This window comes from Mesorhizobium sp. 113-1-2 (genome assembly GCF_016756475.1).
GTDB lineage: Bacteria > Pseudomonadota > Alphaproteobacteria > Rhizobiales > Rhizobiaceae > Mesorhizobium > Mesorhizobium loti_C.
The window spans coordinates 1,468,642-1,490,299 of the sequence record NZ_AP023242.1; the positions used below are offsets into that span (position 1 = coordinate 1,468,642).

Annotated in this window: 18 protein-coding genes and 1 riboswitch; of the genes, 11 read left to right on the plus strand and 7 right to left on the minus strand. The window is 64.4% G+C overall.

The window, feature by feature from the left end; all coding sequences use genetic code 11:
* The first annotated feature begins 74 nt into the window (after positions 1-74).
* Positions 75-1,250 (plus strand): phosphoserine transaminase, encoded by a 1,176-nt coding sequence (locus tag JN279_RS07045; protein WP_096451180.1) that lies wholly within the window; start codon positions 75-77, stop codon positions 1,248-1,250.
* A 64-nt stretch (positions 1,251-1,314) separates the two neighbouring features.
* Positions 1,315-2,916 (plus strand): phosphoglycerate dehydrogenase, encoded by a 1,602-nt coding sequence (gene serA / locus JN279_RS07050; protein ID WP_202352389.1) that lies wholly within the window; start codon positions 1,315-1,317, stop codon positions 2,914-2,916.
* 32 nt (positions 2,917-2,948) lie between these two features.
* Here serA and JN279_RS07055 read toward each other — a convergent pair whose 3' ends face one another.
* Complete coding sequence (locus JN279_RS07055) at positions 2,949-3,881, minus strand: DMT family transporter (RefSeq protein ID WP_202352390.1); 933 nt, start codon at positions 3,879-3,881, stop codon at positions 2,949-2,951.
* Positions 3,882-4,094: 213 nt separating this feature from the next.
* Here JN279_RS07055 and JN279_RS07060 point away from each other — a divergent pair, with 213 nt between their 5' ends.
* Together JN279_RS07060 and JN279_RS07065 are read left to right on the plus strand one after the other, a co-directional pair.
* Positions 4,095-5,393 (plus strand): adenylosuccinate synthase, encoded by a 1,299-nt coding sequence (locus JN279_RS07060; protein WP_096451174.1) that lies wholly within the window; start codon positions 4,095-4,097, stop codon positions 5,391-5,393.
* 75 nt (positions 5,394-5,468) lie between these two features.
* Entirely contained in the window at positions 5,469-7,148 is a 1,680-nt protein-coding gene (locus tag JN279_RS07065; RefSeq protein ID WP_096451172.1) for a hypothetical protein, read from the plus strand.
* 32 nt (positions 7,149-7,180) lie between these two features.
* On the opposite strand, the gene JN279_RS07070 is transcribed toward JN279_RS07065, so the two are convergent.
* The 4 genes from JN279_RS07070 to JN279_RS07085 form a co-directional block, all read right to left on the minus strand.
* Positions 7,181-7,480 carry a CcdB family protein gene (locus JN279_RS07070; RefSeq protein ID WP_096451170.1) on the minus strand — a complete coding sequence of 100 codons (300 nt, stop codon included), beginning with the start codon at positions 7,478-7,480 and terminating at the stop codon, positions 7,181-7,183.
* A complete protein-coding gene (locus JN279_RS07075; RefSeq protein WP_096451168.1) occupies positions 7,480-7,722 on the minus strand; it encodes a type II toxin-antitoxin system CcdA family antitoxin in 243 nt (80 codons plus the stop codon). The genes JN279_RS07070 and JN279_RS07075 overlap by 1 nt, the downstream gene beginning before the upstream one ends.
* A 169-nt stretch (positions 7,723-7,891) precedes the next feature.
* The gene (locus JN279_RS07080) at positions 7,892-9,712 is read right to left on the minus strand and encodes an ABC-F family ATP-binding cassette domain-containing protein (RefSeq protein ID WP_096451166.1); all 1,821 of its coding nucleotides are present in this window, start codon (positions 9,710-9,712) and stop codon (positions 7,892-7,894) included.
* Between the two features lies 1 nt (position 9,713).
* Positions 9,714-10,358 carry a thiamine diphosphokinase gene (locus tag JN279_RS07085; RefSeq protein ID WP_096451164.1) on the minus strand — a complete coding sequence of 215 codons (645 nt, stop codon included), beginning with the start codon at positions 10,356-10,358 and terminating at the stop codon, positions 9,714-9,716.
* Positions 10,359-10,446: 88 nt separating this feature from the next.
* Positions 10,447-10,561, plus strand: a riboswitch (TPP riboswitch).
* A gap of 43 nt (positions 10,562-10,604) precedes the next feature.
* Between JN279_RS07085 and thiB the strand changes: the two genes are divergently transcribed.
* From thiB to JN279_RS07105, 4 genes are all read left to right on the plus strand, one after another.
* Positions 10,605-11,603 (plus strand): thiamine ABC transporter substrate binding subunit, encoded by a 999-nt coding sequence (thiB, locus tag JN279_RS07090; RefSeq protein ID WP_096451162.1) that lies wholly within the window; start codon positions 10,605-10,607, stop codon positions 11,601-11,603.
* Positions 11,604-11,781: 178 nt separating this feature from the next.
* Positions 11,782-13,377: a thiamine/thiamine pyrophosphate ABC transporter permease gene (gene thiP / locus JN279_RS07095; protein WP_096458065.1), complete on the plus strand. Its 1,596-nt coding sequence runs from the start codon at positions 11,782-11,784 to the stop codon at positions 13,375-13,377.
* The gene (gene thiQ, locus JN279_RS07100) at positions 13,370-14,146 is read left to right on the plus strand and encodes a thiamine ABC transporter ATP-binding protein (RefSeq protein ID WP_096451160.1); all 777 of its coding nucleotides are present in this window, start codon (positions 13,370-13,372) and stop codon (positions 14,144-14,146) included. Before thiP ends, thiQ begins: the two co-directional genes overlap by 8 nt.
* A gap of 257 nt (positions 14,147-14,403) precedes the next feature.
* On the plus strand, positions 14,404-15,873 hold the full coding sequence (locus JN279_RS07105; protein ID WP_096451158.1) for a M48 family metalloprotease: 1,470 nt from the start codon (positions 14,404-14,406) through the stop codon (positions 15,871-15,873).
* Positions 15,874-15,942: 69 nt separating this feature from the next.
* Here JN279_RS07105 and JN279_RS07110 read toward each other — a convergent pair whose 3' ends face one another.
* Positions 15,943-17,910 carry a caspase family protein gene (locus tag JN279_RS07110; protein WP_096458062.1) on the minus strand — a complete coding sequence of 656 codons (1,968 nt, stop codon included), beginning with the start codon at positions 17,908-17,910 and terminating at the stop codon, positions 15,943-15,945.
* A gap of 173 nt (positions 17,911-18,083) precedes the next feature.
* Positions 18,084-18,947, minus strand: coding sequence for an RNA polymerase factor sigma-32 (locus JN279_RS07115; RefSeq protein WP_096451156.1), 864 nt, complete (start codon positions 18,945-18,947; stop codon positions 18,084-18,086).
* 326 nt (positions 18,948-19,273) lie between these two features.
* Here JN279_RS07115 and JN279_RS07120 point away from each other — a divergent pair, with 326 nt between their 5' ends.
* The 3 genes from JN279_RS07120 to JN279_RS07130 all read left to right on the plus strand — a co-directional run bounded on the left by JN279_RS07120 (position 19,274) and on the right by JN279_RS07130 (position 21,637).
* Entirely contained in the window at positions 19,274-20,047 is a 774-nt protein-coding gene (locus JN279_RS07120) for an amino acid ABC transporter substrate-binding protein (protein ID WP_096451154.1), read from the plus strand.
* Positions 20,048-20,186: 139 nt separating this feature from the next.
* Complete coding sequence (locus JN279_RS07125; RefSeq protein WP_096451152.1) at positions 20,187-20,867, plus strand: amino acid ABC transporter permease; 681 nt, start codon at positions 20,187-20,189, stop codon at positions 20,865-20,867.
* Positions 20,864-21,637, plus strand: coding sequence for an amino acid ABC transporter ATP-binding protein (locus JN279_RS07130; RefSeq protein WP_096451150.1), 774 nt, complete (start codon positions 20,864-20,866; stop codon positions 21,635-21,637). Before JN279_RS07125 ends, JN279_RS07130 begins: the two co-directional genes overlap by 4 nt.
* Positions 21,638-21,658 lie beyond the last annotated feature (21 nt).

Sequence of the window (21,658 nt, forward strand, 5' to 3'; positions counted from 1 at the left end):
AGCCTGAACGCATATCGCCGTCCGTGGGCCACCCCTCCCCAACGAGGGGCCACTATCTGGAAGGATAGACCACGATGACGACGCATACGAAGCCCGGACTCCGTCCGGCAAACCCCAATTTCTCCTCAGGTCCCTGCGCAAAACGTCCCGGCTGGTCGGTCGAGGCGCTCAAAAATGCCGCGCTCGGCCGTTCCCATCGCGCCAAGATCGGCAAGACCAAGCTCGAACAGGCGATCGAGCTGACGCGCGAAATCCTTCAGGTTCCCGCCGACTACCGCATCGGCATCGTGCCGGCGTCGGACACAGGTGCTGTCGAGATGGCGCTGTGGTCGCTGCTCGGCGAGCGCGGCGTCGACATGGTCGCCTGGGAAAGCTTCGGCTCCGGCTGGGTCACCGATGTGGTCAAGCAGTTGAAGCTGCCAGACGTGCGTAAGCTCGAGGCCGGCTATGGCGACCTGCCGGATCTGGCCAAGATCGATTTCGACCGTGACGTGGTCTTCACCTGGAACGGCACCACATCGGGCGTGCGCGTGCCGAACGGCGATTTCATTCCTGCCGCGCGCGGCGGCCTGACCATCTGCGATGCCACTTCGGCGGCGTTTGCGCAGAGGCTCGATTTCGAAAAGCTCGATGTCGTCACCTTCTCCTGGCAGAAGGTGCTTGGCGGCGAGGGCGCACACGGCATGCTGATCCTGTCGCCCCGCGCTGTCGCGCGGCTGGAGAGCTACAAACCTGCATGGCCGCTGCCGAAAATCTTCCGCCTGACCTCGGGCGGCAAGCTGATCGAAGGCATCTTCAAGGGCGAGACCATCAACACGCCGTCGATGCTGTGCGTCGAGGACTATCTCGACGCGCTCCAATGGGCGAAGTCGGCCGGCGGCCTCGATGCGTTGATTGCCAGAGCGGATGCCAATGCCGCCGTGCTCGACGGTTTTGTCGACAAGTCGTCATGGCTCGGCCATCTCGCAGTCGATCCGGCGACGCGGTCGAACACGTCCGTCTGCTTGTCCTTCACCGATCCCGATGTGGCGGCGCTCGATGCCGACGGGCAGGCGGCTTTCGCCAAGGGGCTGGTCTCGGCGCTCGACAAGGAAGGCGTCGCCTATGACATCGGTTCCTATCGCGACGCGCCCCCCGGCCTGCGCATCTGGTGCGGCGCGACGGTCGAGACATCAGATCTCGAAGCGCTGCTGCCCTGGCTCGACTGGGCCTTCGCCGCGCAGAAGGCGTCGCTGAAGGCGGCGGCCTGAGACTTTCCGTGGCGGCCTGCGGGCCGCCCATTCCCGGATCAATCCCCATTTCAAGGAGGCCGCCATGGCGCCCCGCGTTCTCGTCTCTGACAAACTTTCTCCCACCGCCGTGCAGATCTTCAAGGATCGCGGCGTCGAGGTCGACTATCTGCCCGACCTCGGCAAGGACAAGGAAAAGCTGCTCGAAGTGATCGGCCAGTATGACGGCCTCGCCATCCGCTCGGCGACCAAGGTCACCGAGAAGCTGATCAACGCCGCCCCGAACCTCAAGGTCATCGGCCGCGCCGGCATCGGCGTCGACAATGTCGATATACCGGCGGCGAGTCGCAAGGGTATCATCGTGATGAACACGCCCTTCGGCAATTCGATCACGACGGCCGAACATGCGGTCGCGATGATCTTCGCGCTGGCGCGACAGATCCCGGAGGCCAACGCCTCGACCCATGCCGGCAAGTGGGAGAAGAACCGCTTCATGGGGGTCGAGATCACCGGCAAGACGCTGGGCGTCATCGGCTGCGGCAATATCGGTTCGATCGTGGCGACGCGCGGCGTCGGCCTGAAGATGCATGTCGTCGCCTTCGACCCGTTCCTGTCGGACAAGCGTGCCGAGGAGCTCGGCGTCGACAAGGTCGAGCTCGACGAGCTGTTCTCGCGCGCGGACTTCATCACGCTGCACACGCCGCTGACCGACAAGACGCGCAACATCATCGATGCCGCGGCAATCGCCAAGATGAAGAACGGCGTGCGCATCATCAATTGCGCGCGCGGCGGGCTGGTCGTCGAGGCCGATCTGATCGCGGCGCTGAAGAGCGGCAAGGTGGCGGGTGCCGGCATCGACGTGTTCGAGGTCGAACCGGCCGAACAGAACGCGCTGTTCGGCATGGAAAACGTGGTGGCGACACCGCATCTCGGCGCCTCGACGGCGGAAGCGCAGGAGAATGTCGCGCTGCAGGTCGCCGAGCAGATGGCCGACTATCTGATCAAGGGTGCGGTCTCCAACGCCATCAACATGCCGTCGATCACGGCGGAAGAAGCGCCGCGGCTGAAGCCCTTCGTCAAGCTCGCCGAAGTGCTCGGCGCCTTTGTCGGCCAGGTCACCGAGGATCCGATCAAGGAGGTCGAGATCCTGTTCGACGGCTCGACGGCGACGATGAACACGCGCGCGCTGATCAGTGCCACCCTTGCCGGGCTGATCAGGCCGCAGGTCGCCGACGTCAATATGGTGTCAGCGCCGATCATGGTGAAAGAGCGGGGCATCATCGTCGCCGAGGTCAAGCGCGACAAGTCGGGCGTGTTCGACGGCTACATCAAGCTGACGGTCAAGACCGAGCACATGACGCGGTCGATCGCCGGCACCTGCTTCTCGGACGGCAAGCCGCGCTTCATCCAGATCAAGGGCATCAACCTCGACGCCGAGGTCGGACAGCACATGCTCTACACCACCAATGCCGATGCTCCCGGCATCATCGGCCTGCTCGGCACGGTGTGCGGCGAGAACGGCGTCAACATCGCCAACTTCCAGCTTGGCCGCAACCGGCCGGGCGGCGACGCCATCGCGCTGCTCTATCTCGACGCGCCGTTCCCGGAAAAAGTGCTGGAGCAGGTGCGGGCGCACAAGTCGATCGACTCGGCCAAACGGCTGCAGTTCGACGTGGGCGGGATCTGATCCGGCTTTTTGCCAAGATCGGAAGGCGCGGCCTATGTCGCGCCTTCTTGCTGCTCAGCGCGCCTTGACGGCGGGGTCATCGCCATCTTGCGCCCGCTGTATTCGGCGAGACCGATGCCGCCCAGCACGAGCACAAGCGCCAGTGCCTGATAGAGCTGGAACGTCTCGCCGACGATCAGCACCGAAAGCAGCGTGCCGAAGATCGGCACCAGATTGATGAACAGGCCGGCGCGGTTGGCGCCGATCAGTTCGTTGCCCCTGATGTAAGTTATCTGCGAGATGACCGAGGCGCCGATCGCAGTGTAGACGATGACCGTCCAGCCGCGCGCGTCGGGCACGATGACCTTGCCGGCAGCGACCTCCCACAGCAAGAAGGGCAGCGAGGTGATGAGCGCGGCGATCGACATGGCCAGCATCAGGCTCTGCCAGCGCATCGCAGGCTTCAGCCGCAGCCCGACCGAATAGCCGCTGTAGAGGACGACCGCCACCAGCATGATGGCGTCGCCGAAATTGAGCTCCAGCGTCAGCAGCCGGCGCGGGTCGCCGTGGCAAGCGGTCAGGATGACGCCGGCAATGGTCAGCACGACGCCTGCGATCTGCGCCCAGTTCACGCGCAGCCGGAAGAAGATGAAATTGGCAACGATGATTAGGATCGGCATCGCCGCCTGTTCGATCGAGACGTTGATGGCGGTCGTGTAGTTGAGCGCCGTGTAGAAGATGGTGTTGAACAGCGTGAAGCCACTGGCGCCGAGTGCCGCCAGGATGAGCCGGTGCCTGCGCACCACCGGCCAGTCCTCCTGGATCGTGCGCCAGCCGATCGGCAGCAGGATCGCCACCGCCAGCATCCAGCGCAGGAAGACCAGCATCATCGGCGAGACATGATCGACCGCGAGCTTGCCGGCCACCGAATTGCCGCCCCACAGCAAGGTGGTGAGCAGCAGGAATAAGTAGGCGTGTCGATGCATCGCGGGATTCCGGCCGCGGCGGATGCGCTACGGTGTTTGCCGGCCTATTGCCACCGCCTGTCCAAGTAAATGATGTCAAAGCCGAAAATTGTTGTGCCTCAGGGCATTTTCGGCGGCAAAGAAAGGTCGCACTCGCGAGGTCTTGACGCTATAGAGGCCTGTCGTTTCGAACCATATCCAAGCCGCTCGGCGGCGTCTCAAGGGAAAAGAAACATGGCCAATGTGGTGGTCGTCGGCTCGCAATGGGGCGACGAAGGCAAGGGCAAGATCGTCGACTGGCTGTCGGAGCGTGCCGATGTCGTGGTGCGTTTCCAGGGTGGCCATAATGCCGGCCACACGCTGGTCGTCGACGGCAAGGTCTACAAGCTGTCGCTGTTGCCGTCCGGCGTCGTGCGGCAGGGCAAGCTGTCCATCATCGGCAATGGCGTCGTCTTCGATCCGCATGCTTTCGTGGCGGAAGTGGCGAAGCTCAAGGCGCAGGGTGTCGACGTGACGCCGGATCGCCTGAAAATAGCCGAAAACACAGCGCTTATCCTGTCGTTGCACCGGGAGCTGGACGGATTCCGTGAGGACGCCGCCTCAAATTCCGGGACGAAGATCGGCACGACCCGCCGGGGCATTGGTCCCGCCTATGAGGACAAGGTGGGTCGGCGCGCGGTGCGGGTGATGGATCTGGCGGATTTGGAAACGCTTCCCCTGAAGGTCGACAGGCTGCTGACGCACCACAATGCGCTGCGCCGCGGGCTTGGCCATGGCGAAGTCACGCATGACGCGATCATGGCGGAATTGACCTCGGTCGCGGATGAGATCCTGCCCTATATGGACCGTGTCTGGAAGATCCTCGACGACAAGCGCCGCGCCGGCGAGCGCATCCTGTTCGAGGGGGCGCAAGGCACGCTGCTCGATATCGATCACGGCACCTATCCGTTCGTCACCTCGTCCAACACGGTGGCCGGCCAGGCCGCCGCCGGCTCGGGCGTCGGTCCGGGCGCCATCGGTTATGTCCTTGGGATCACCAAGGCCTACACGACGCGCGTCGGCGAAGGTCCGTTCCCGACCGAACAGAAGAACGAGATCGGCGAATTCCTCGGCACGCGCGGCCATGAATTCGGCGTCGTCACCGGGCGCAAGCGCCGCTGTGGCTGGTTCGACGCGGTGCTGGTGCGCCAGGCCGTCGCCGTCAACGGCATCAAGGGCATCGCGCTGACCAAGCTCGACGTGCTCGACGGGCTGGACGAGATCAAGGTCTGCACCGGCTATCGCCTCGACGGCGAGATGATCGACTATTTGCCGGCGAGCCAGGGCGCGCAGGCCCGTGTCGAACCGGTCTACGAGACGCTGGAAGGGTGGAAAGGCACCACTGCCGGCGCGCGCAGCTGGAACGATCTTCCGGCCCAGGCCGTCAAATATGTCCGGTACATAGAGGAGTTGATCGGCGCGCCGGTAGCCCTCCTCTCCACCAGCCCGGAACGGGACGACACGATACTTGTGACCGATCCGTTTCAAGACTAGTTTCTGAAGCCTTTCCGGGCATAGCGGCTGATTTGCGGGGGCCGGCGCGGAAGCAAAATACAGGTCGACTGAAGCATGGCAGATTTCGTTGCTGTTCTGAAAAAGGCGCTCGACAAATACGGCGAGCCGACGCCCGAAACGCGCACACGGACCTACGATGGTGCCCGTTCCGCGCTGGCAAAGAAGCTCGCGGAATATTCGCCGCCGCTGGCCGCCGAGGTCATAGCCAAGCAGAAGCGCTCGCTGGAAGACGCCATTGCCAGCGTCGAGCGCGACTATGCCAAGAGCGTGCCGGAAACGGATCCGCTTGCCGAGCTGGAACACATCTTTTCCTCGATCGACCGCAACAAGAACCAGCCGAGCCACACGCGCCAGCCGGTGAAGGCGGAGCCGGCGTGGCCGGCACCGCCAGCCGCGAAGCCCGAGCCTAGCCGTCCCGCGCCGCCGCCTGCCGCCAAGACCGAGCCGAGCTGGCAGAAGCCCGCGCCGGTGCAACCAGTAGCCCCCGACCTCGCCGACCATGCCTTGCCGGGCATGGATGCGGAGCAGGACGATGACCGCGCCGATGTCTTCCCGAACGACGACGAGCCGGCGGCGGCCGATACGTTCCAGCGCCTGCGTCCGGCCGAGCGCAAGCGCAGTTATGGCGGGCTGATCGCCGCCGTTGTCGCCTTGCTGGTCGTTGCCGGCGGCGGTTATGGCATCTGGCTGAACAAGGATGCTTTCGGCAAGATGCTGGGCCTGGGCGGCAGCAAGGTTGTTGCCAAGACCGAACCGGTGAAACCGGCACCGGCCAAGCCGGCGACCGACGCGGCGGCGACGCCGCCGGCACCTGCAGCGGGCGCCGAAGCGACGAAATTCACGCAGCGGCTGACGCCTGAAGGCGGCGAAACCGACCCCGGCCCGGCCAGTGGACAAACCGGCATAGGCGAGGGGGAATCCGTCGCCGCGCTGACCACGCCGCCATCGGCGACGAATGCGCCGGCCGCGCCGCCACCGGCTGCAGCCGCGCCCGCCGCGGCGGCACCAGCCGCAGCCGCACCTGCGCCTGCGGCAGGCACCGCCCCCGCCGCAACCCCGCCTGCCAACGGAACCGCACCGGCGGCGCCGGCCGATGCTGCCGCCACGCCGCCGGCAGCACCTACAGGCGCTGCGCCCGCAGCACCGGCGGCCGCCGCTCCAGCGACGGCAAGCTCGGTGCCGGTCGGCCAGAAGGCGATCTTCTATGAGGAGCGCACCAGCACGGCGCAGGGTTCGGCCGAGCCCGGCAGCATCGTGTGGTCGCTGGTGCAGGAATCGCCCGGCGGCGACCTGCCGCCCGAGCCGGCGATCCGCGCCGAGGCGACCATTCCCGGCAAGGACATCCAGCTGCGCATGACCATCCGCCGCAACACCGACCAGACGCTGCCGGCCAGCCATATCATCGAGATGATCTTCCTGACGCCCGACGGTTTCGAGGGCGGTGGTGTCGACAACATATTGCGCGTCGCCATGAAGAGTTCGGAGCAGGATGCCGGCAGCCCGCTGATCGGAATTCCGGCCAAGATCGCCGACGGCTTCTTCCTCGTTGCGCTCAACGACACCAAGGCCGACGAGGACGCCAACATGACCTTGCTGCGCGGCCAGGACTGGATCGATGTGCCGGTGGTCTACAAGACCGGACGGCGGGCGCTGCTGACCATGGAAAAAGGCATTCCGGGCGAGAAGGTCTTCGACGAGGCGATCAAGGCCTGGCAGGCGAAGACAGCGGGCTGACGACGGGCGTTTCGCTCGGCTGTCGCCTTCGTTCAGAAGCCCTGGAACAGCATGTCGAGCGCGGCGACGATGTCGTCGTGGTGCTTTGTCAGGTTCAGGCGACTTTCCCCCAATTCACTCACTGGGACGGTGGCAATCAGGTGTGTCGCCATGACCAGCTTTCGGCCGTTGATCTCGAAGATCGGATGAAGCTTTCGCATCGGTGGCGGCACCGTCGCGACCGGCAGCAGAGGGACGACTACTCGGGTCTTGAAATTGTCGAGCAGGTCGGATTGAACGTCGAGCAGATAGTTGCCTTCGATCCGACCGGCGAAGACATCATAGCGGGGCATCAGAACTGCCGGTGCTCTTCCAAGGGGATGCCGTTCTTTTCGACGTAGTCGTTCCAGGCGTCCATCGTGGCGCGGTTCTCAAGCTTCCACAGCCGCGTTTTTTCAGCCGCCACCGCCTCCGCGATGCCAGCTTCCGCGGCGCGTGAGACATTCACGTCCAGCCCCTTGGCTTCCCTCATGAGGTTCGAATCGATCGACAGATTGGCTGGCTGACGGATCGCATTCAAGGCAATCTTACGCATAATAGCCTCCGCAATATGCGCATAATGTATGCGCATTCTCGTATGGAGGCAATAATCGAGCGACCTGGGTTGCGGGTGGGAGCGCCCGGCCCTCCGCTATGGCTGCGGGCGGTTCGTCGCTTCAATCGACAAATCGTTGTCGATTGATCGGCCTACGGCCGAATGCTCGTCACCCTTCCATCTCCTCGCGCAGCATCTCCAGTTCCAGCCACTCTTCCTCGAGCGCGGCCAGCGTGGCGCGCTCCTTGTCGAGGGCGGCGATGGTCTTCTGGAACGAGGCCGGATCGCGCTCGTAATAGGCCGGGTCGGCGATGTTGTTCTCCAGCCGCGAGATCGACGCGGTCACCGCCTCGATCTTCTTGGGGAGCGATTCCAGGGCGAATTTCTGCTTGAACGACAGTTTCTTCGCAGGCCCTTTCGGGGCTGCCGGTTCGCTCTTGCCTGGCGACTGTGCGTCGCCGGCTTCAGCTTTGGCGCGCGCCTTGCGGTCGTCGAGCCTGGTGCCGCCGCGCTGCGCCAGCATGTCGGAATAGCCGCCGGCATATTCGATCCAGCGCCCGTCGCCGTCCGGTGCGATGATGCTGGTGACCGTGCGGTCGAGGAAATCACGGTCGTGGCTGACCAGGATGACGGTGCCGGCAAAGCCGGCGACCAGTTCCTGCAGCAGCTCCAGCGTCTCCATGTCGAGATCGTTGGTCGGCTCATCGAGCACCAGGAGGTTCGCCGGCCGCGCCAGCACGCGCGCCAGGATCAGCCGCGCCCGCTCGCCGCCGGACAGTTCGCGCACCGGCGTGCGTGCCTGCTCCGGCTTGAACAGGAAATCCTTCATGTAGGAGACGACATGGCGCTGCTCGCCATTGATGACGAGGTTTTCGCCGCGCCCGTCGGTGAGGTATTGCGCCAGCGTCTCCTGCGGATCGACCGCCTCGCGCTTCTGGTCGAGTGTGGCGATTTCCAGATTGGTGCCGAGCCTGATCGAACCGGCGTCCGGCGCCAATTCGCCGGTCAGCATCTTCAAAAGCGTCGTCTTGCCGGCGCCGTTCGGGCCGACGAGACCGACGCGGTCGCCACGCTGGATGCGGGTCGAGAAGCCTTTGACCACGGTGAGGTCGCCAAAGCTCTTCTCGATGTTCTTCGCCTCGATCACCAACTTGCCGGATTCGGCGGCGTCGCTCGCCACCATGGTCGCCGTCCCTTCGGCGCCGCGATGGCCGCGGAAGCGCTGGCGCATGGTCTGCAACTCGCCCAACCGGCGCATGTTGCGCTTGCGCCGCGCCGTCACGCCGTAGCGCAGCCAGTGTTCCTCGCGCACGATCTGGCGGCCGAGCTTGTGCTGTTCGCGCTCTTCCTCTTCCAGAACCAGGTCGCGCCATTCCTCGAAATGGCCGAAACCCTTGTCCAGCCTGCGGGTCTGGCCCCGGTCGAGCCAGACAGTGGCGCGCGACACGCGCTCGAGAAAGCGGCGGTCGTGCGAGATGACGATGAGCGCCGATGAGGTGCGGACGAGCTCCTCTTCGAGCCATTCGATGACGGACAGATCAAGATGGTTGGTCGGCTCATCAAGCAGCAGAATGTCGGGCTCCGGCGCCATGACGCGCGCCAGGGCGGCGCGCCTCGCCTCGCCGCCGGAGAGATCGCCCGGCCGCTCCTCGCCCGTGAGACCGAGATGCTCCATCAGATAGCTGGCGCGGTACGGATCGTCGGCAGGCCCCAGCCCCGCCTCGACATAGGCGCGCACGGTGGCGAAACCTTCCATGTCTGGCATTTGCGGCAGATAGCGGACGGTCGCCGAAGGCTGACGGAACACCTCGCCGTCCTGCGGTTCGATCAGGCCGGCGGCGATCTTGAGCAGCGTCGACTTGCCGGATCCATTGCGACCGACCAGGGCAATCTTGTCGCCGGCCGAAGCCGTCAAGGCGGCGCCATCGAGCAGCGGCGTGCCGCCGAAGGTCAGTTTTATCCCGTCGAGATTGAGAAGGGGCGGGGCCATGTCAGCTTTCGGGTAGCGGATAGGGATGCGCGAGCAGCAGTGCGCGGCCGTGGCCGAGCGCGATCTCGAGGCGGCCCCGAACCTCGTTGGAGATGGTCAGTGAAGAACCGAAGGCCACCTCGACCTGGTTCAGCGGCCATTTCGCGCCGGTGACGGTCAGGCCGGCAAGCTCGGAAAAACCGAGGATCGAAAACAGCGTGCCGTCGGCATAGTCGAAGCCGGCCGTTCCCAACAGCAGGGGGATACCTTCCTGGGCGCCGCTGGTCAGCAGCACATCCGTTCCGGCCTCGGCCAGCCGCAAGCCGAGCGCCAGATGCAGGAAAGCGTGGTCGGCACGCTTGCCGCCGAAGGCACCCGCCAGCACAAGACGAGTCGCGCCGCGCTCGAGGGCTGCGGCGACCGCCAGTTCGCCGTCGGTCTTGTCCTTCTCCGCCGGGAAGGTCTGGCGCGGCACCGCGGCGAGGTCGGCGGGGAGATCGGCGGGAACCGAATCGAAATCGCCCACCCACAGTTCGGGCACAAGGCCGAGCAGCCGGGCATGGCCGATGCCGGCATCCGCGGCGATGACGCGTGAGCCTTCGACCTGGCGGTCGAGCCGGGGCGTGCGGATGAGATCGCCGCCAAGCAGGATGGTGAATGTGCTCATATCTGGTGGCCTGTACCAGCCCGGCAGCGGAAACGGAAGGCCGGCAAACTGCCACTTGCGCGGTTCCTCGGCCGGGCCTATGTGTCGAAACGCTCTAACGGGGTGCCGGACGCGATCTTCGCGGACCGGCTGAGAGGCAATCTCGCCAACCCGCTGAACCTGATCCGGTTTGTACCGGCGGAGGGATTAGACGTTTCGGCCAGTCCGACGCCTCAATTCCTTTCAATTCGAACGAAGGAGGCGCCGATGCGCACGCTTTTATACGCTCTTGTCTCAGCCATGGTCGTGACGCTGTCCGGGCCGGCCTTGGCCAAGGACAAGCTCACCGTCTACACCTATGAGAGCTTCACCGCCGACTGGGGTCCCGGCCCCGTGGTTAAGAAGGAATTCGAGGCCGAATGCGGCTGCGATGTCGAGTTCGTCTCGGTCGCCGATGGCGTGGCGCTGCTCAACCGCGTCAAGCTCGAAGGGGCGTCGACCAAGGCCGATATCGTGCTCGGCCTCGACACCAATCTCACCGCTGATGCCAAGGCTAGCGGGTTGTTCGCCCCGCATGGCACGGTCTCCGATGTCAACGTGCCGGGTGGCTGGAGCGACGATACGTTTGTGCCCTTCGATTACGGCTATTTCGCTGTTGTCTATGACACGCAGAAGCTGAAGACGCCGCCCAAGAGCCTGAAGGAACTGGTCGAAGGCAGCACCGACGACAAGATCGTCATCCAGGATCCGCGCACCTCGACACCCGGCCTCGGCCTGCTGTTGTGGGTGAAGTCGGTGTATGGCGACAAGGCGCCGGAAGCCTGGGCCAAGCTCAAGACAAAGGTGCTCACCGTGACGCCGGGCTGGAGCGAGGCCTATGGCCTGTTCACCAAGGGCGAGGCGCCGATGGTGCTGTCCTACACGACGTCGCCGGCCTACCACATGGTCGCGGAGAACACGCAGCGCTACCAGGCGGCTTCCTTCGAGGAAGGCGAGTATCTGCAGATCGAGGTCGCTGGCATCACCACGACCGGCGCCAAGAACCCGCTGGCGGCAAAATTCATCGCCTTCATGACCGGCCCGAAATTCCAGGACGCCATCCCCGAGACCAACTGGATGTTCCCGGCTGGAAAGACCGACAAGCCGCTCAACCCGGCCTTCGACAAACTGGTCAAGCCGACCAAGACCTTGCTGTTCAGCCCCGAAGAGGTCGCGGCCAACCGCAAGGCCTGGGTCGATGAATGGCTGGCGGTGATGAGCAAATGAGTGCGCTTCTCACCCTCCCCCTTGTGGGGAGGGTCGATCCGCGAAGCGGAGCGGGGTGGGGGCTGCGACGCTGAGCACTGCCTCACCCCCACCCCGGCTCGCGGACACCGCTTCGCGGCATCCGCGTTCCGACCCTCCCCACAAAGGGGAGGGTGGAAGGCGCGCGTCTGACTCCCGCATCAGTGCCGGCATCATCGCGCTCGCCGCCATCACACTGCTGATCGGCGGCGCGTTTGCCGGGCTGCTTGTCGAAGGCGCTCATGACCTTTCGGGCGCCTGGGCAGCTTTCGATCCCTATCTCCTACGTGTCGTGCGCTTCACGCTCTGGCAGGCAGCCCTTTCGACCCTGCTCTCGGTTATCCCAGCTCTGTTCGTCGCACGCGCGCTGTCGCGGCATCCGCGTTTTTTCGGCCGCGCCTTCATCCTGCAGCTCTTCGCCGTGCCGCTGGCGCTGCCGGCGATCGTCGCGGCGCTCGGCATTCTCGCGCTTTACGGCCGCGCCGGCTATTTCGCCGGGCTGTTCAGCGCCGTCGGCGGTCAGGGCTGGCCAGGCATCTATGGCCTGCCCGGCATTCTCGTCGCCCACGTCTTCTTCAACCTGCCGTTGGCGACGCGGCTGTTCCTTGAGGCGCTGCAGACCATTCCCGCCGACCAATGGCGGCTGGCGAGCCAGCTCGGCATGGGGGCGCGGCCGGCGTTCCGGCTGATCGAATGGCCGACGCTGCGCGGTGCCTTACCCGGCGTCGCCGGTCTGGTCTTCATGCTCTGCATCACATCCTTCACCATCGTTTTGACGCTGGGCGGTGGGCCGGCCGCGACGACGCTGGAGGTCGGCATTTACCAGGCGCTGCGCTTCGATTTCGATCCCGCGCGGGCTGTCGCCCTGACGACGCTGCAGATCGCGCTCACCTTCGTCGTGGTGCTGGCGCTGACGCGGCTTGGCGCCAATGTCGTCGGCGACACCAACCTGCCGGTCGCGCCGCGCCGCTATCTCTCCGTCAACGGGACCGAGACCACACTGAACGCCGCGCTTATCGTGCTGGCGCTGCTGTTCGTTGTCGGACCCATGGCGGCCACGGTGCTCGCCGGGTTAGGGGCCGATCTCGGCCGGCTCGCCGGCGAAGCCACTGTTCGGCAGGTTACACTGACCAGTGCGGTGCTGGCCTTCCTGTCGGCGCTGCTTTCGGTGATGCTGTCGCTGGCCCTGACCATGGCGCGACGGGCACTGGCGTTGAACCGCCGCGCCGGTCCAAGGACAGTGCTCGAACATGCAACCGACACCGGCGCCGGTTTTGTCCTGGTCGTGCCGCCGATCGTCATCGGCGCCGGCTGGTTCCTGTTGCTGCGCCATGCCGGCGATGTCTTTGCCATCGCCCCGGTCATGGTCGCCACCGTCAATGCTGTTATGGCGATGCCGTTCGCGCTGCGCGCCGTCCGCCCCGCCTATGACGCGGCGAGCGAGCGTCACGAACGGCTCTGCGCGCAGCTCGGCATTTCCGGCTGGGCGAGGCTGCGGCTGGTGGACTGGCCGTCATTGCGGCGGCCGCTCGCCACCGCTTTTGCTTTCGCCATGGCGCTGTCGCTTGGCGATCTCGGCGTCATTGCGCTGTTCGGCAGTGATTCCGTGCAGACCTTGCCTTACCTTCTGCTTTCGCGCATGGGCAGCTACCGCACCGAGGACGCCGCCGGCCTGGCGCTGTTGCTTGGCCTGGTCTGCCTCGCTTTGGTACTGGCCGCGGATTGGCTGGGAAGGGAAAAGGTCCGTAATGTCTGACGGGGCGGTGGGCAGGAAGGGCGTTCCGGTACGGCTGGACAAGGTCTCGTTCAGCTATGGCGAGGCGCTGATTGCTTTCGATGTCGGGTTCGCCGCGGCGGAAATCACCGCCATTATGGGGCCGAGCGGTTCGGGAAAGTCGACGTTGCTCAACCTGATCGCTGGCTTCGAGACACCGCAGTCCGGCCGCGTGCTGATCGGCGGGGCCGATGTCGGCGCCGCGCCGCCAGCCGCGCGGCCGGTGTCGATGGTGTTCCAGGAAAACAATCTTTTTGCCCATCTTTCCGTCGAGCAGAATGTCGGGCTCGGCCGCTCGCCAGCGCTGCGGCTGACCGAGGCCGATCGAATCGCCATCGCCGAGGCGTTGGAACGCACAGGGCTTGGCGGCAAGGAAAGACGCTTGCCGCATGAACTCTCCGGCGGCGAGCGCCAGCGTGTTGCGTTGGCGCGCGTCCTGGTGCGCGATCGCCCGGTGCTTCTGCTCGACGAACCCTTTGCTTCGCTGGGGCCGGCCTTGCGCGACGACATGCTCGATCTGGTTGCCGGCTTGCATGCCGAACGCGGCATGACAGTGCTGTTCGTCACGCATCAGCCTCAGGATGCCCACCGGATCGGCCAGAATGTGGTGTTTCTGGACAATGGTGCAGTCGCTGCCACCGGCAGCGCGGAAGATTTCTTTGCCGGGGCTGGTCCGGAGGTGTTCCAGCGCTATGTCGGTGCGAGTGCCGGGAATGCGGTATCACGAGATATTGCCCGGAAGCCGACATAATTTACGGTCAAACCGGCTACAGGCGATGGGGCGCTTGCTTGCCATGGCAGAAGTAGTGTGGCTAGGTCCGCCTACTGGTCGGCACAAGCCGTGATTTGCCTACAGCATCCGCCGCACGCCCCGAGGGACGCGCGACGGATGCTGTAGAAGTTTGTTTTTAGCGCATGATGGGTTCCGAGGATCGCCCCCGATTTTCGTGGTCATGCGCCGGGACCTGAAAGGAAGCCGTTCTGGCGATCGGCGTCGACAAGCTACGAATGAATCCGCTGGCGCGCTTTCTGGCGCTGGCCGGCTTTGCCGTGGCCTTGGCAAGCTGCCAGATGTTCACGCCTCCGGAAGTCCAGGAGTCCGGCTTCCAGCCGTCCGACAGGCCGATCACGGTCGACAATGTCGGCGCCAACAACAAGCTTGCCGAACTCGCCAAGGCGCAGCATCCGCGCATCCTGGCCACCTATGGTGGCGAGTATTCCGATCCCAAGCTCGAGCGCATGGTTGCCAAGGTGGTCGGCAATCTGACCGTGGTGTCGGCGAACCCGACCCAGACCTATCGCATCACCATTCTCAATTCGCCGAACGTCAACGCTTTCGCGCTGCCGGGCGGCTATCTCTACATCACGCGCGGCCTTTTGGCGCTCGCCAATGATTCGTCGGAACTCGCCGCCGTCATCGCGCATGAGATGGGCCACGTCACCGCCAATCACGGCCTGCAGCGTCAGCAGCTGGAGGCCGAGGAAGGCCTGGCGACCAAGGTGGTCTCGGATGTGCTCGGCGACAGCCCGACCGCCAAGGCGGCATTGATCCGCGGCAAGCTCCGACTGGCGCAGTTCTCGCGCAACCAGGAGCTGGAGGCGGATGCCATCGGCATCAAGTCGATCGGCGAAGCCGGCTACGATCCCTATGCCGCTGGCCGCTTCCTGCAGTCGATGTCGGCCTATACCGACTTCCGCTCGATCAGCGGTGCCACCGATGCCAGCCTCGACTTCCTGGCGACGCACCCCAACACGCCACAGCGTATCGACCTGGCGCAGCGTCACGCCCGCCAGTTCGGCATGCCCGGGGTCGGCACGCGCGACCGCGATTCTTTCCTCGCCGGCATAGACGGCCTGCTCTATGGCGATACGCCGGAAGAAGGCTATGTGCGCGGCGAGACCTTCCTTCATCCGGGCCTCGGCGTCTCCTTCACGGTGCCGGACGGTTTCATCATCGACAATTCGGCGGCGGCGGTGACGGCGACGGGGCCGGGCGACATTGCGATCCGCTTCGACGGCGTCTCGATCGACAAGAACCGCGCCTTGACCGACTACATCAGAAGCGGCTGGGTGGCCGGTCTCGACGACAGCACCGTCAAGCAGGAAACCATCAACGGCAACGAGGCCGCGACCGCGCATGCCGGCGCGGAAGGCTGGCAGTTCGATATCGCGGTGATCCGCGCCGGCGGCCAAGTCTACCGGCTGCTGACCGCGGCACCGTCGGCCAGCACCTCGCTGGAGACGGTGGCGCGCTCGGTCAGCGGGTCGTTTCGTATCCTCAGTCCTGCGGAAAAGGCGGCCTTGAAGCCGCTGCATATCCGTGTGCTCACCGTGCAGCCGGGCCAGACCATGGGCTCGCTCGCCGCGCAGATGGTCGGCGTCGACCGCAAGCTCGACCTGTTCCGGGTGCTCAATGCGCTGTCGCCGGGGGCCGCGGTTTCGGCCGGCGACAAGGTCAAGATCGTCACCGACAAGTAAGTCGGCGTCGGCGTTCAGGCCGCTGCGGAATAGTCAGTTTCGACACTGCTTGTGCGGCGATGGCGTGGCTCATCCGGCAGTATTGCCACCGCCAGTGTTGCCACCGCCGGTGTTGTGGTCAGAGTCGCCGCCATTGCCGCCACGCCAGGGCGCTGGTCCGGTTTCCCCCGGCACTATCGGGACCCTTGGCTTGACGATCTTCGGCGGCGGCGCTTTTGGGACAGGTGTACGGATCACCTTTATCTTCGTGATGACTTTCGTCACCACCTTGGGCTTGCACGCCGCGACCGTCAGCGTGCTTGGCCTGGGCGAAAGACCGAGAACGCCCATCGAATAGGCCTCTTGCCGCTCGATGCCGGCCCTGAGGAAAGCCAAGGCACGGGCCGGATCGGCGGGCACGCCATTGCGGCCTTCCTTGAAGATCATCGCAAGATCATTCATGGCGCCGATATGCCCCATCGCTGCTGCCGTGAGCATGAGGTCAAGTCCTTTGCCGGTATCGCGCTGGACGCCGACGCCATTGAACAGGGCGCGGCCCCACGCGCTCATGGCGTAGGGGTCGCCCCTGTCGGACGCTTGCGAATAGAGACCATTCGCTTGCGTGGCATCCACGGGCATCCCTATTCCCGAGGAGGCGAGGTAGCCGAGCTCGTAGACGGCGCGGACGTGTCCCTTGTCGGACGCTTCCTGGATGGCCTTCCTGGCCTCGTCGATGTTGCCGGCGGCCAGCAGCGCCCGCCCGAGTTCGTAACGGAAGCGGGCGATATCGGGATAGGCTTTCACCGCCGCCTCGCAAGCCTCGACCGCGCCGCCCGCAATCTCGTTCGGTAACCGGCCGGGGACGACGCCTTGCAGGTCGAGCGGCTCGCCGGCGGCCTGGTCGCAGGGGTCGATGCTCGGCGACAGTGTCATCGTCGCCCGTTTCGACGCGTCGCCGGCGCGGATTTGAAAGCCAATCTCGACGGGAGCCACCGAGCCGATCTGCGGCTCGTAGCGCAATTGATCGACTTCAGCGGCCATCAGGCTCGACTGCGGCGACAGGACGCGATCCGGCAAAGACAGCGTTCCAACGGCCGGATAGCCGGCCAGTTTGAGGTTGATCGAGGCATCCTTGGCCGGAAAATCCAGCTTCAGCGCAATCGGACCGACGCCGACCGGGACGCTGATGTCGTGATTTTCGATAGCTTCGGCGGCTGCGGCGGCCTGGATACCGCGCTCCGCTACTTGCTGGCTTTGCTGGGCGTCGGGCGCCGGCAGCGCCGGTTGCTCCGCCTCGCGCATCAGCACGACATCGTCGATCAGCGAGGAATTCTCCCACGGAACCTGCCTGCCATTGGTCGCCTTGACCACATCGCGGCGCACCGCCGCCATGACGGCGCGGATTTCCTGGTTCGGCGCCAGCGCGCGGCGGGAAAAGGCCGATGAGAAGGGGCTAAGATCGCCGGACCCGTCATAGGCGACGGAGCCGGGCTCGGTGGCAAAGGCAATCAGCGCATTCTGCGAGCCTGTTACCTGCGCGAGCCCGGTGCCGCCGGAGACGATCAATTGGTCGCGCAGCCAGTAGTCCTTGCGCGGGAACGGATCGTTGCGGCAGGCATCGAGGATGATCATCTGGATCTTCGACTTCGTGCGCAATTGCTGCAGCACGTCGTCAAGCCTGATTGTCTGGACCTCCATGTCGGCCGCATCCTTCAGCGACGCATCGACCGGGATCAGGAAATTCTCGCCGCCGATCTGAAAGCCGTGGCCGGAATAATAGACGACGGCGAGATCGGCGCCGTCGGCGGCGGCCAGATAGTTGCGGAACTTCTCTTCGAATTGGAGCTTGGTCACGTCCTTGGCGACGAACACGTCGAAACCGGCCTGCCGGAACGTGTTCGAAACGTCCTCAGCGTCCTTGTCCGGATTCTTGAGCGCCGGGATTTGCTGGTACTGCGAATTGCCGATCACCAGCGCAACCCTTCGATCGGCGCGAGCGTCGAGCGTCGAGAGGCTCATGATAATCAAGGCCGCAAGGAACGCGTAGCGTTTCAGCATGGCAAAACCCACCTTTGTTATGGTCTGGTAGCCCAAAGAGGCTTTTTGCCATGCCTGGATCTTTTAGAGAAATCACAATCCGCAAGCTTAAAAAGAATAGAATCCCCCGCTACAGCGACATATTTTATTTAAAATAAATCTTATATTTTAAATCTCGAATCGCTCTATTGCCGTCAGGCGGCCGTCGCCAGAAATTCCGGGTTCTGTTTCACCAGCGCCAGCTTCAGCTTTTCCATGGCGCGCGCCTCGATCTGGCGGACGCGTTCCTTGGAAATGCCCAGCGTTTCGCCGAGGGCTTCGAGCGTGGCGCCTTCGTCGGTCAGCCGGCGTTCCTCGATGATGCGAAGCTCCCGGGCGTTGAGGGCAGCGAGAGCCGCTTTCAGCCAGAGGGAACGACGCGCGACATCGATCTTGTCGCCGACGATCTCGTCGGGCAGGGGGTCGTCCGAAACCAGGAAATCCATCCGCTCGGTGGCGCCCGCATCGTCGGCAAGCGGCGCGTTCAGGGAGGAGTCGGGCGCGGACAGCCGTGAATCCATCATCGCCACATCAGCCTCGGAGACACCAAGCGCAACCGACACCTCGTGGTAGAGCGCTGTGTTGGAGAGCGGCTCCGCGCCGTTCGCCAGCCGGGCGCGCAGGCGTCGCAGATTGAAGAACAGGGCTTTCTGCGCCGAACTCGTTCCGCCGCGCACGATCGACCAGTTGCGCAGGATGTAGTCCTGCATAGAGGCGCGGATCCACCACGTTGCATAGGTCGAAAACCGCACTTCGCGCTCGGGCTCGAAGCGGGCGGCGGCCTCCAGCAGACCGACATGGCCTTCCTGGATCAGGTCACCAAGCGGCAAGCCGTAGTGACGGAATTTCGAGGCCATGGAAATGACCAGCCGCATATGGGCGACGGTGATGCAGTGCAACGCGTTCTGGTCGTTGTCTTCCTTCCAGAGCAAGGCCAGCCGATGTTCCTCATCGCGTTCGAGGTAGGGAGCCTTCATTGCCGCGCGGACCATGATCCGTCCTGCCGTGTCTTCCATCATGAGGCGCTCCCCTGGCTCAGGCGATATAGCCGACGTTACGAACTGGCAGGGCACCGGTTGAAATTGCGGCGTCGCGCCCTAGAACAGCCAAAACTGCCATGCGCGAGAAAGGTTCCGCTGGCGCGGGCAGGCGAGCGATGCCGTCCGGGCGATTTCGATGCGGTTGCCGGGAGTCCTCAAACGCTGCGAAAAATCGCTTTTAGAGAATTTGGTTTCTGGACTTCTTTGTTTTTGAAATCTGGTTCCTTATTCTTTCGGCCGGCATCTGTCATTTTCCAGTCCTCACAACAAGCCTGACATCAGGCCAAGGACGGGATCACAAAAAAATGAAATGGCTCAAGTCGCTTATCGTCGCCGGAACGCTGCAGGCCCTGGCGGTCACCGCTGGCCACGCCGGCGCCAATCTCGACCAGATCAAGCAGGCCGGGACCCTCAAGGTCGGCACCGAGGGCACCTACGCACCCTTCACCTATCATGACGCTTCCGGCGCCCTGGTCGGCTTCGACGTCGAAATCGCCAAGGCAATCGGCGACAAGCTCGGCGTCAAGGTCGAGTTCCTCGAAGGCAAGTGGGACGGTCTGATCGCCGGCCTCGACGTCAGCCGCTATGACGCTGTCATCAACGAAGTTGGCATCACCGACGCCCGCAAGGCCAAGTATGATTTCTCTGATCCCTACATCGCCTCCAAGGCGGTGCTGATCGTGCGCGGCGACAACACCGACATCAAGACCTTCGCCGATCTCAAGGGCAAGAAGTCGGCGCAGTCGCTGACTTCGAACTTTGGCAAGCTGGCTGAGACGAACGGCGCCGAGCTGGTCGGTACCGACGGCTTCGACCAGTCGATCCAGCTGCTGCTCACCGGCCGCGCCGACGCTACGATCAATGACAGCCTGTCGTTCCTCGACTTCAAGAAGCACAAGCCCGACGCCAATGTGAAGATCGCCGCACAAGAGGAAAACGCCGACTATTCCGGCGTCATCGTGCGCAAGGGCGATCCGGAACTGGTCGCCGCCATCAACAAGGCGCTGGCCGACATCAAGGCCGACGGCACCTACAAGAAGATCGCCGACACCTATTTCGGCCAGGACGTTTCGAAGTAATTTTTTGGGAGGGGCCGGCCATGGGTCCCGCAAAGCACTCAGCGGCGAGCGTCTTTTGACGGCTCGCCGCTTTTGTCGTGATATGGCGCTCGCATTCGCGTTTCAATGATGCCGTCTCGATCATTCCGGAGGGTCTTTCGTGCCGCACTGGCTGCAACTGATGCTGGAGTCGCTGCCTTCGCTGCTCTGGGCCGCCCTGATCTTCACCGTGCCGTTGACGCTGTTGTCCTTCGTTCTCGGCCTGACCGTCGGCCTGGGCGCGGCACTCGGCCGGTTGTTCGGGCCGAACCCGCTGGTCGCGGTCGTGCGCTTCTATGTCTGGATATTCCGCGGCACGCCGCTTCTGGTGCAGTTGTTCCTGATCTTCTACGGCCTGCCGTCGGTCGGCATCCTGCTAGATGCTTTCACCGCAGCGCTGATCGGATTCACGCTGAACATCGGCGCTTACACGTCGGAAATCATCCGTGCGGCCATCGGCTCGGTGCCGAAGGGCCAGTGGGAAGCCGCCTATTCGATCGGCATGACCTGGAGCCAGGCGATGCGGCGCACCATCCTGCCGCAGGCCGGACGCGTCGCGGTGCCGCCGCTCTCCAACACCTTCATCTCGCTGGTCAAGGACACGTCGCTGGCCGCCGCCATCACCGTGCCGGAAATGTTCCAGGCGGCGCAGCGTATCGTCGCCACCACCTATGAGCCGCTGATCCTCTATGTCGAGGCAGCGATCCTCTATCTGGCGATGAGCTCGGTGCTGTCGGCCTTGCAGACGCGGCTGGAGGAACGGCTCAACCGCTATGGCGGCTTCCTGGAGGCACGCTCATGATCGGCCTCACCAACATCGAAAAGCGCTTCGGCGACAATCTCGTGCTGAAGGGCGTGACGGTCGCGATTGCCGAAGGCAGCGTCACGGCGCTTGTCGGCCCTTCGGGCGGCGGCAAGAGCACGCTGTTGCGCTGCATCAACCTCCTGGAAATCCCGACTTCGGGCACGGTGCGCATCGGCGACGAGACGCTTGAGTTTCGTCCGGGCGTCAAGGTGCCGGCCGCCGACATCAGGCGGCTGCGCCTGCAGACTGGCATGGTGTTCCAGAACTTCCAGTTGTTCCCGCACCGCACCGCGATCGAGAATGTCATGGAAGGGCTGGTGACGGTGCTGAAGTGGCCGACGGAGAGGGCGCGCGAGCGAGCGCTCGCTTTGCTGGAAAAGGTCGGCATGGCCCACAAGGCCGATGCCTGGCCGGCGACGCTCTCAGGTGGCCAGCAGCAGCGTGTGGCGATCGCCCGCGCCTTGGCGCCGTCGCCGAAAGTGCTGCTCTGCGACGAGCCGACCTCGGCGCTCGATCCGGAACTGGCGCAAGAGGTGGTCGACGTGCTTGGCAAGCTCGCCAGCGAAGGCACGACCATGGTGATGGCAACGCATGATCTGCGGCTTGCCTCCAAGATCGCTCAGGAAGCGGTGTTCCTCGATGCCGGCGTCGTCGTCGAAAAAGGGCCGTCGGCCGTGCTGTTCGGCAATCCGGAGCGTGAGCGGACGAAGCGGTTTATCGCGACGCTGAAGCAGGAAGCGGAGAAGGAGGGCGGGGGGCAGGCGTAGACGGCTACCCGCCGCGACCGA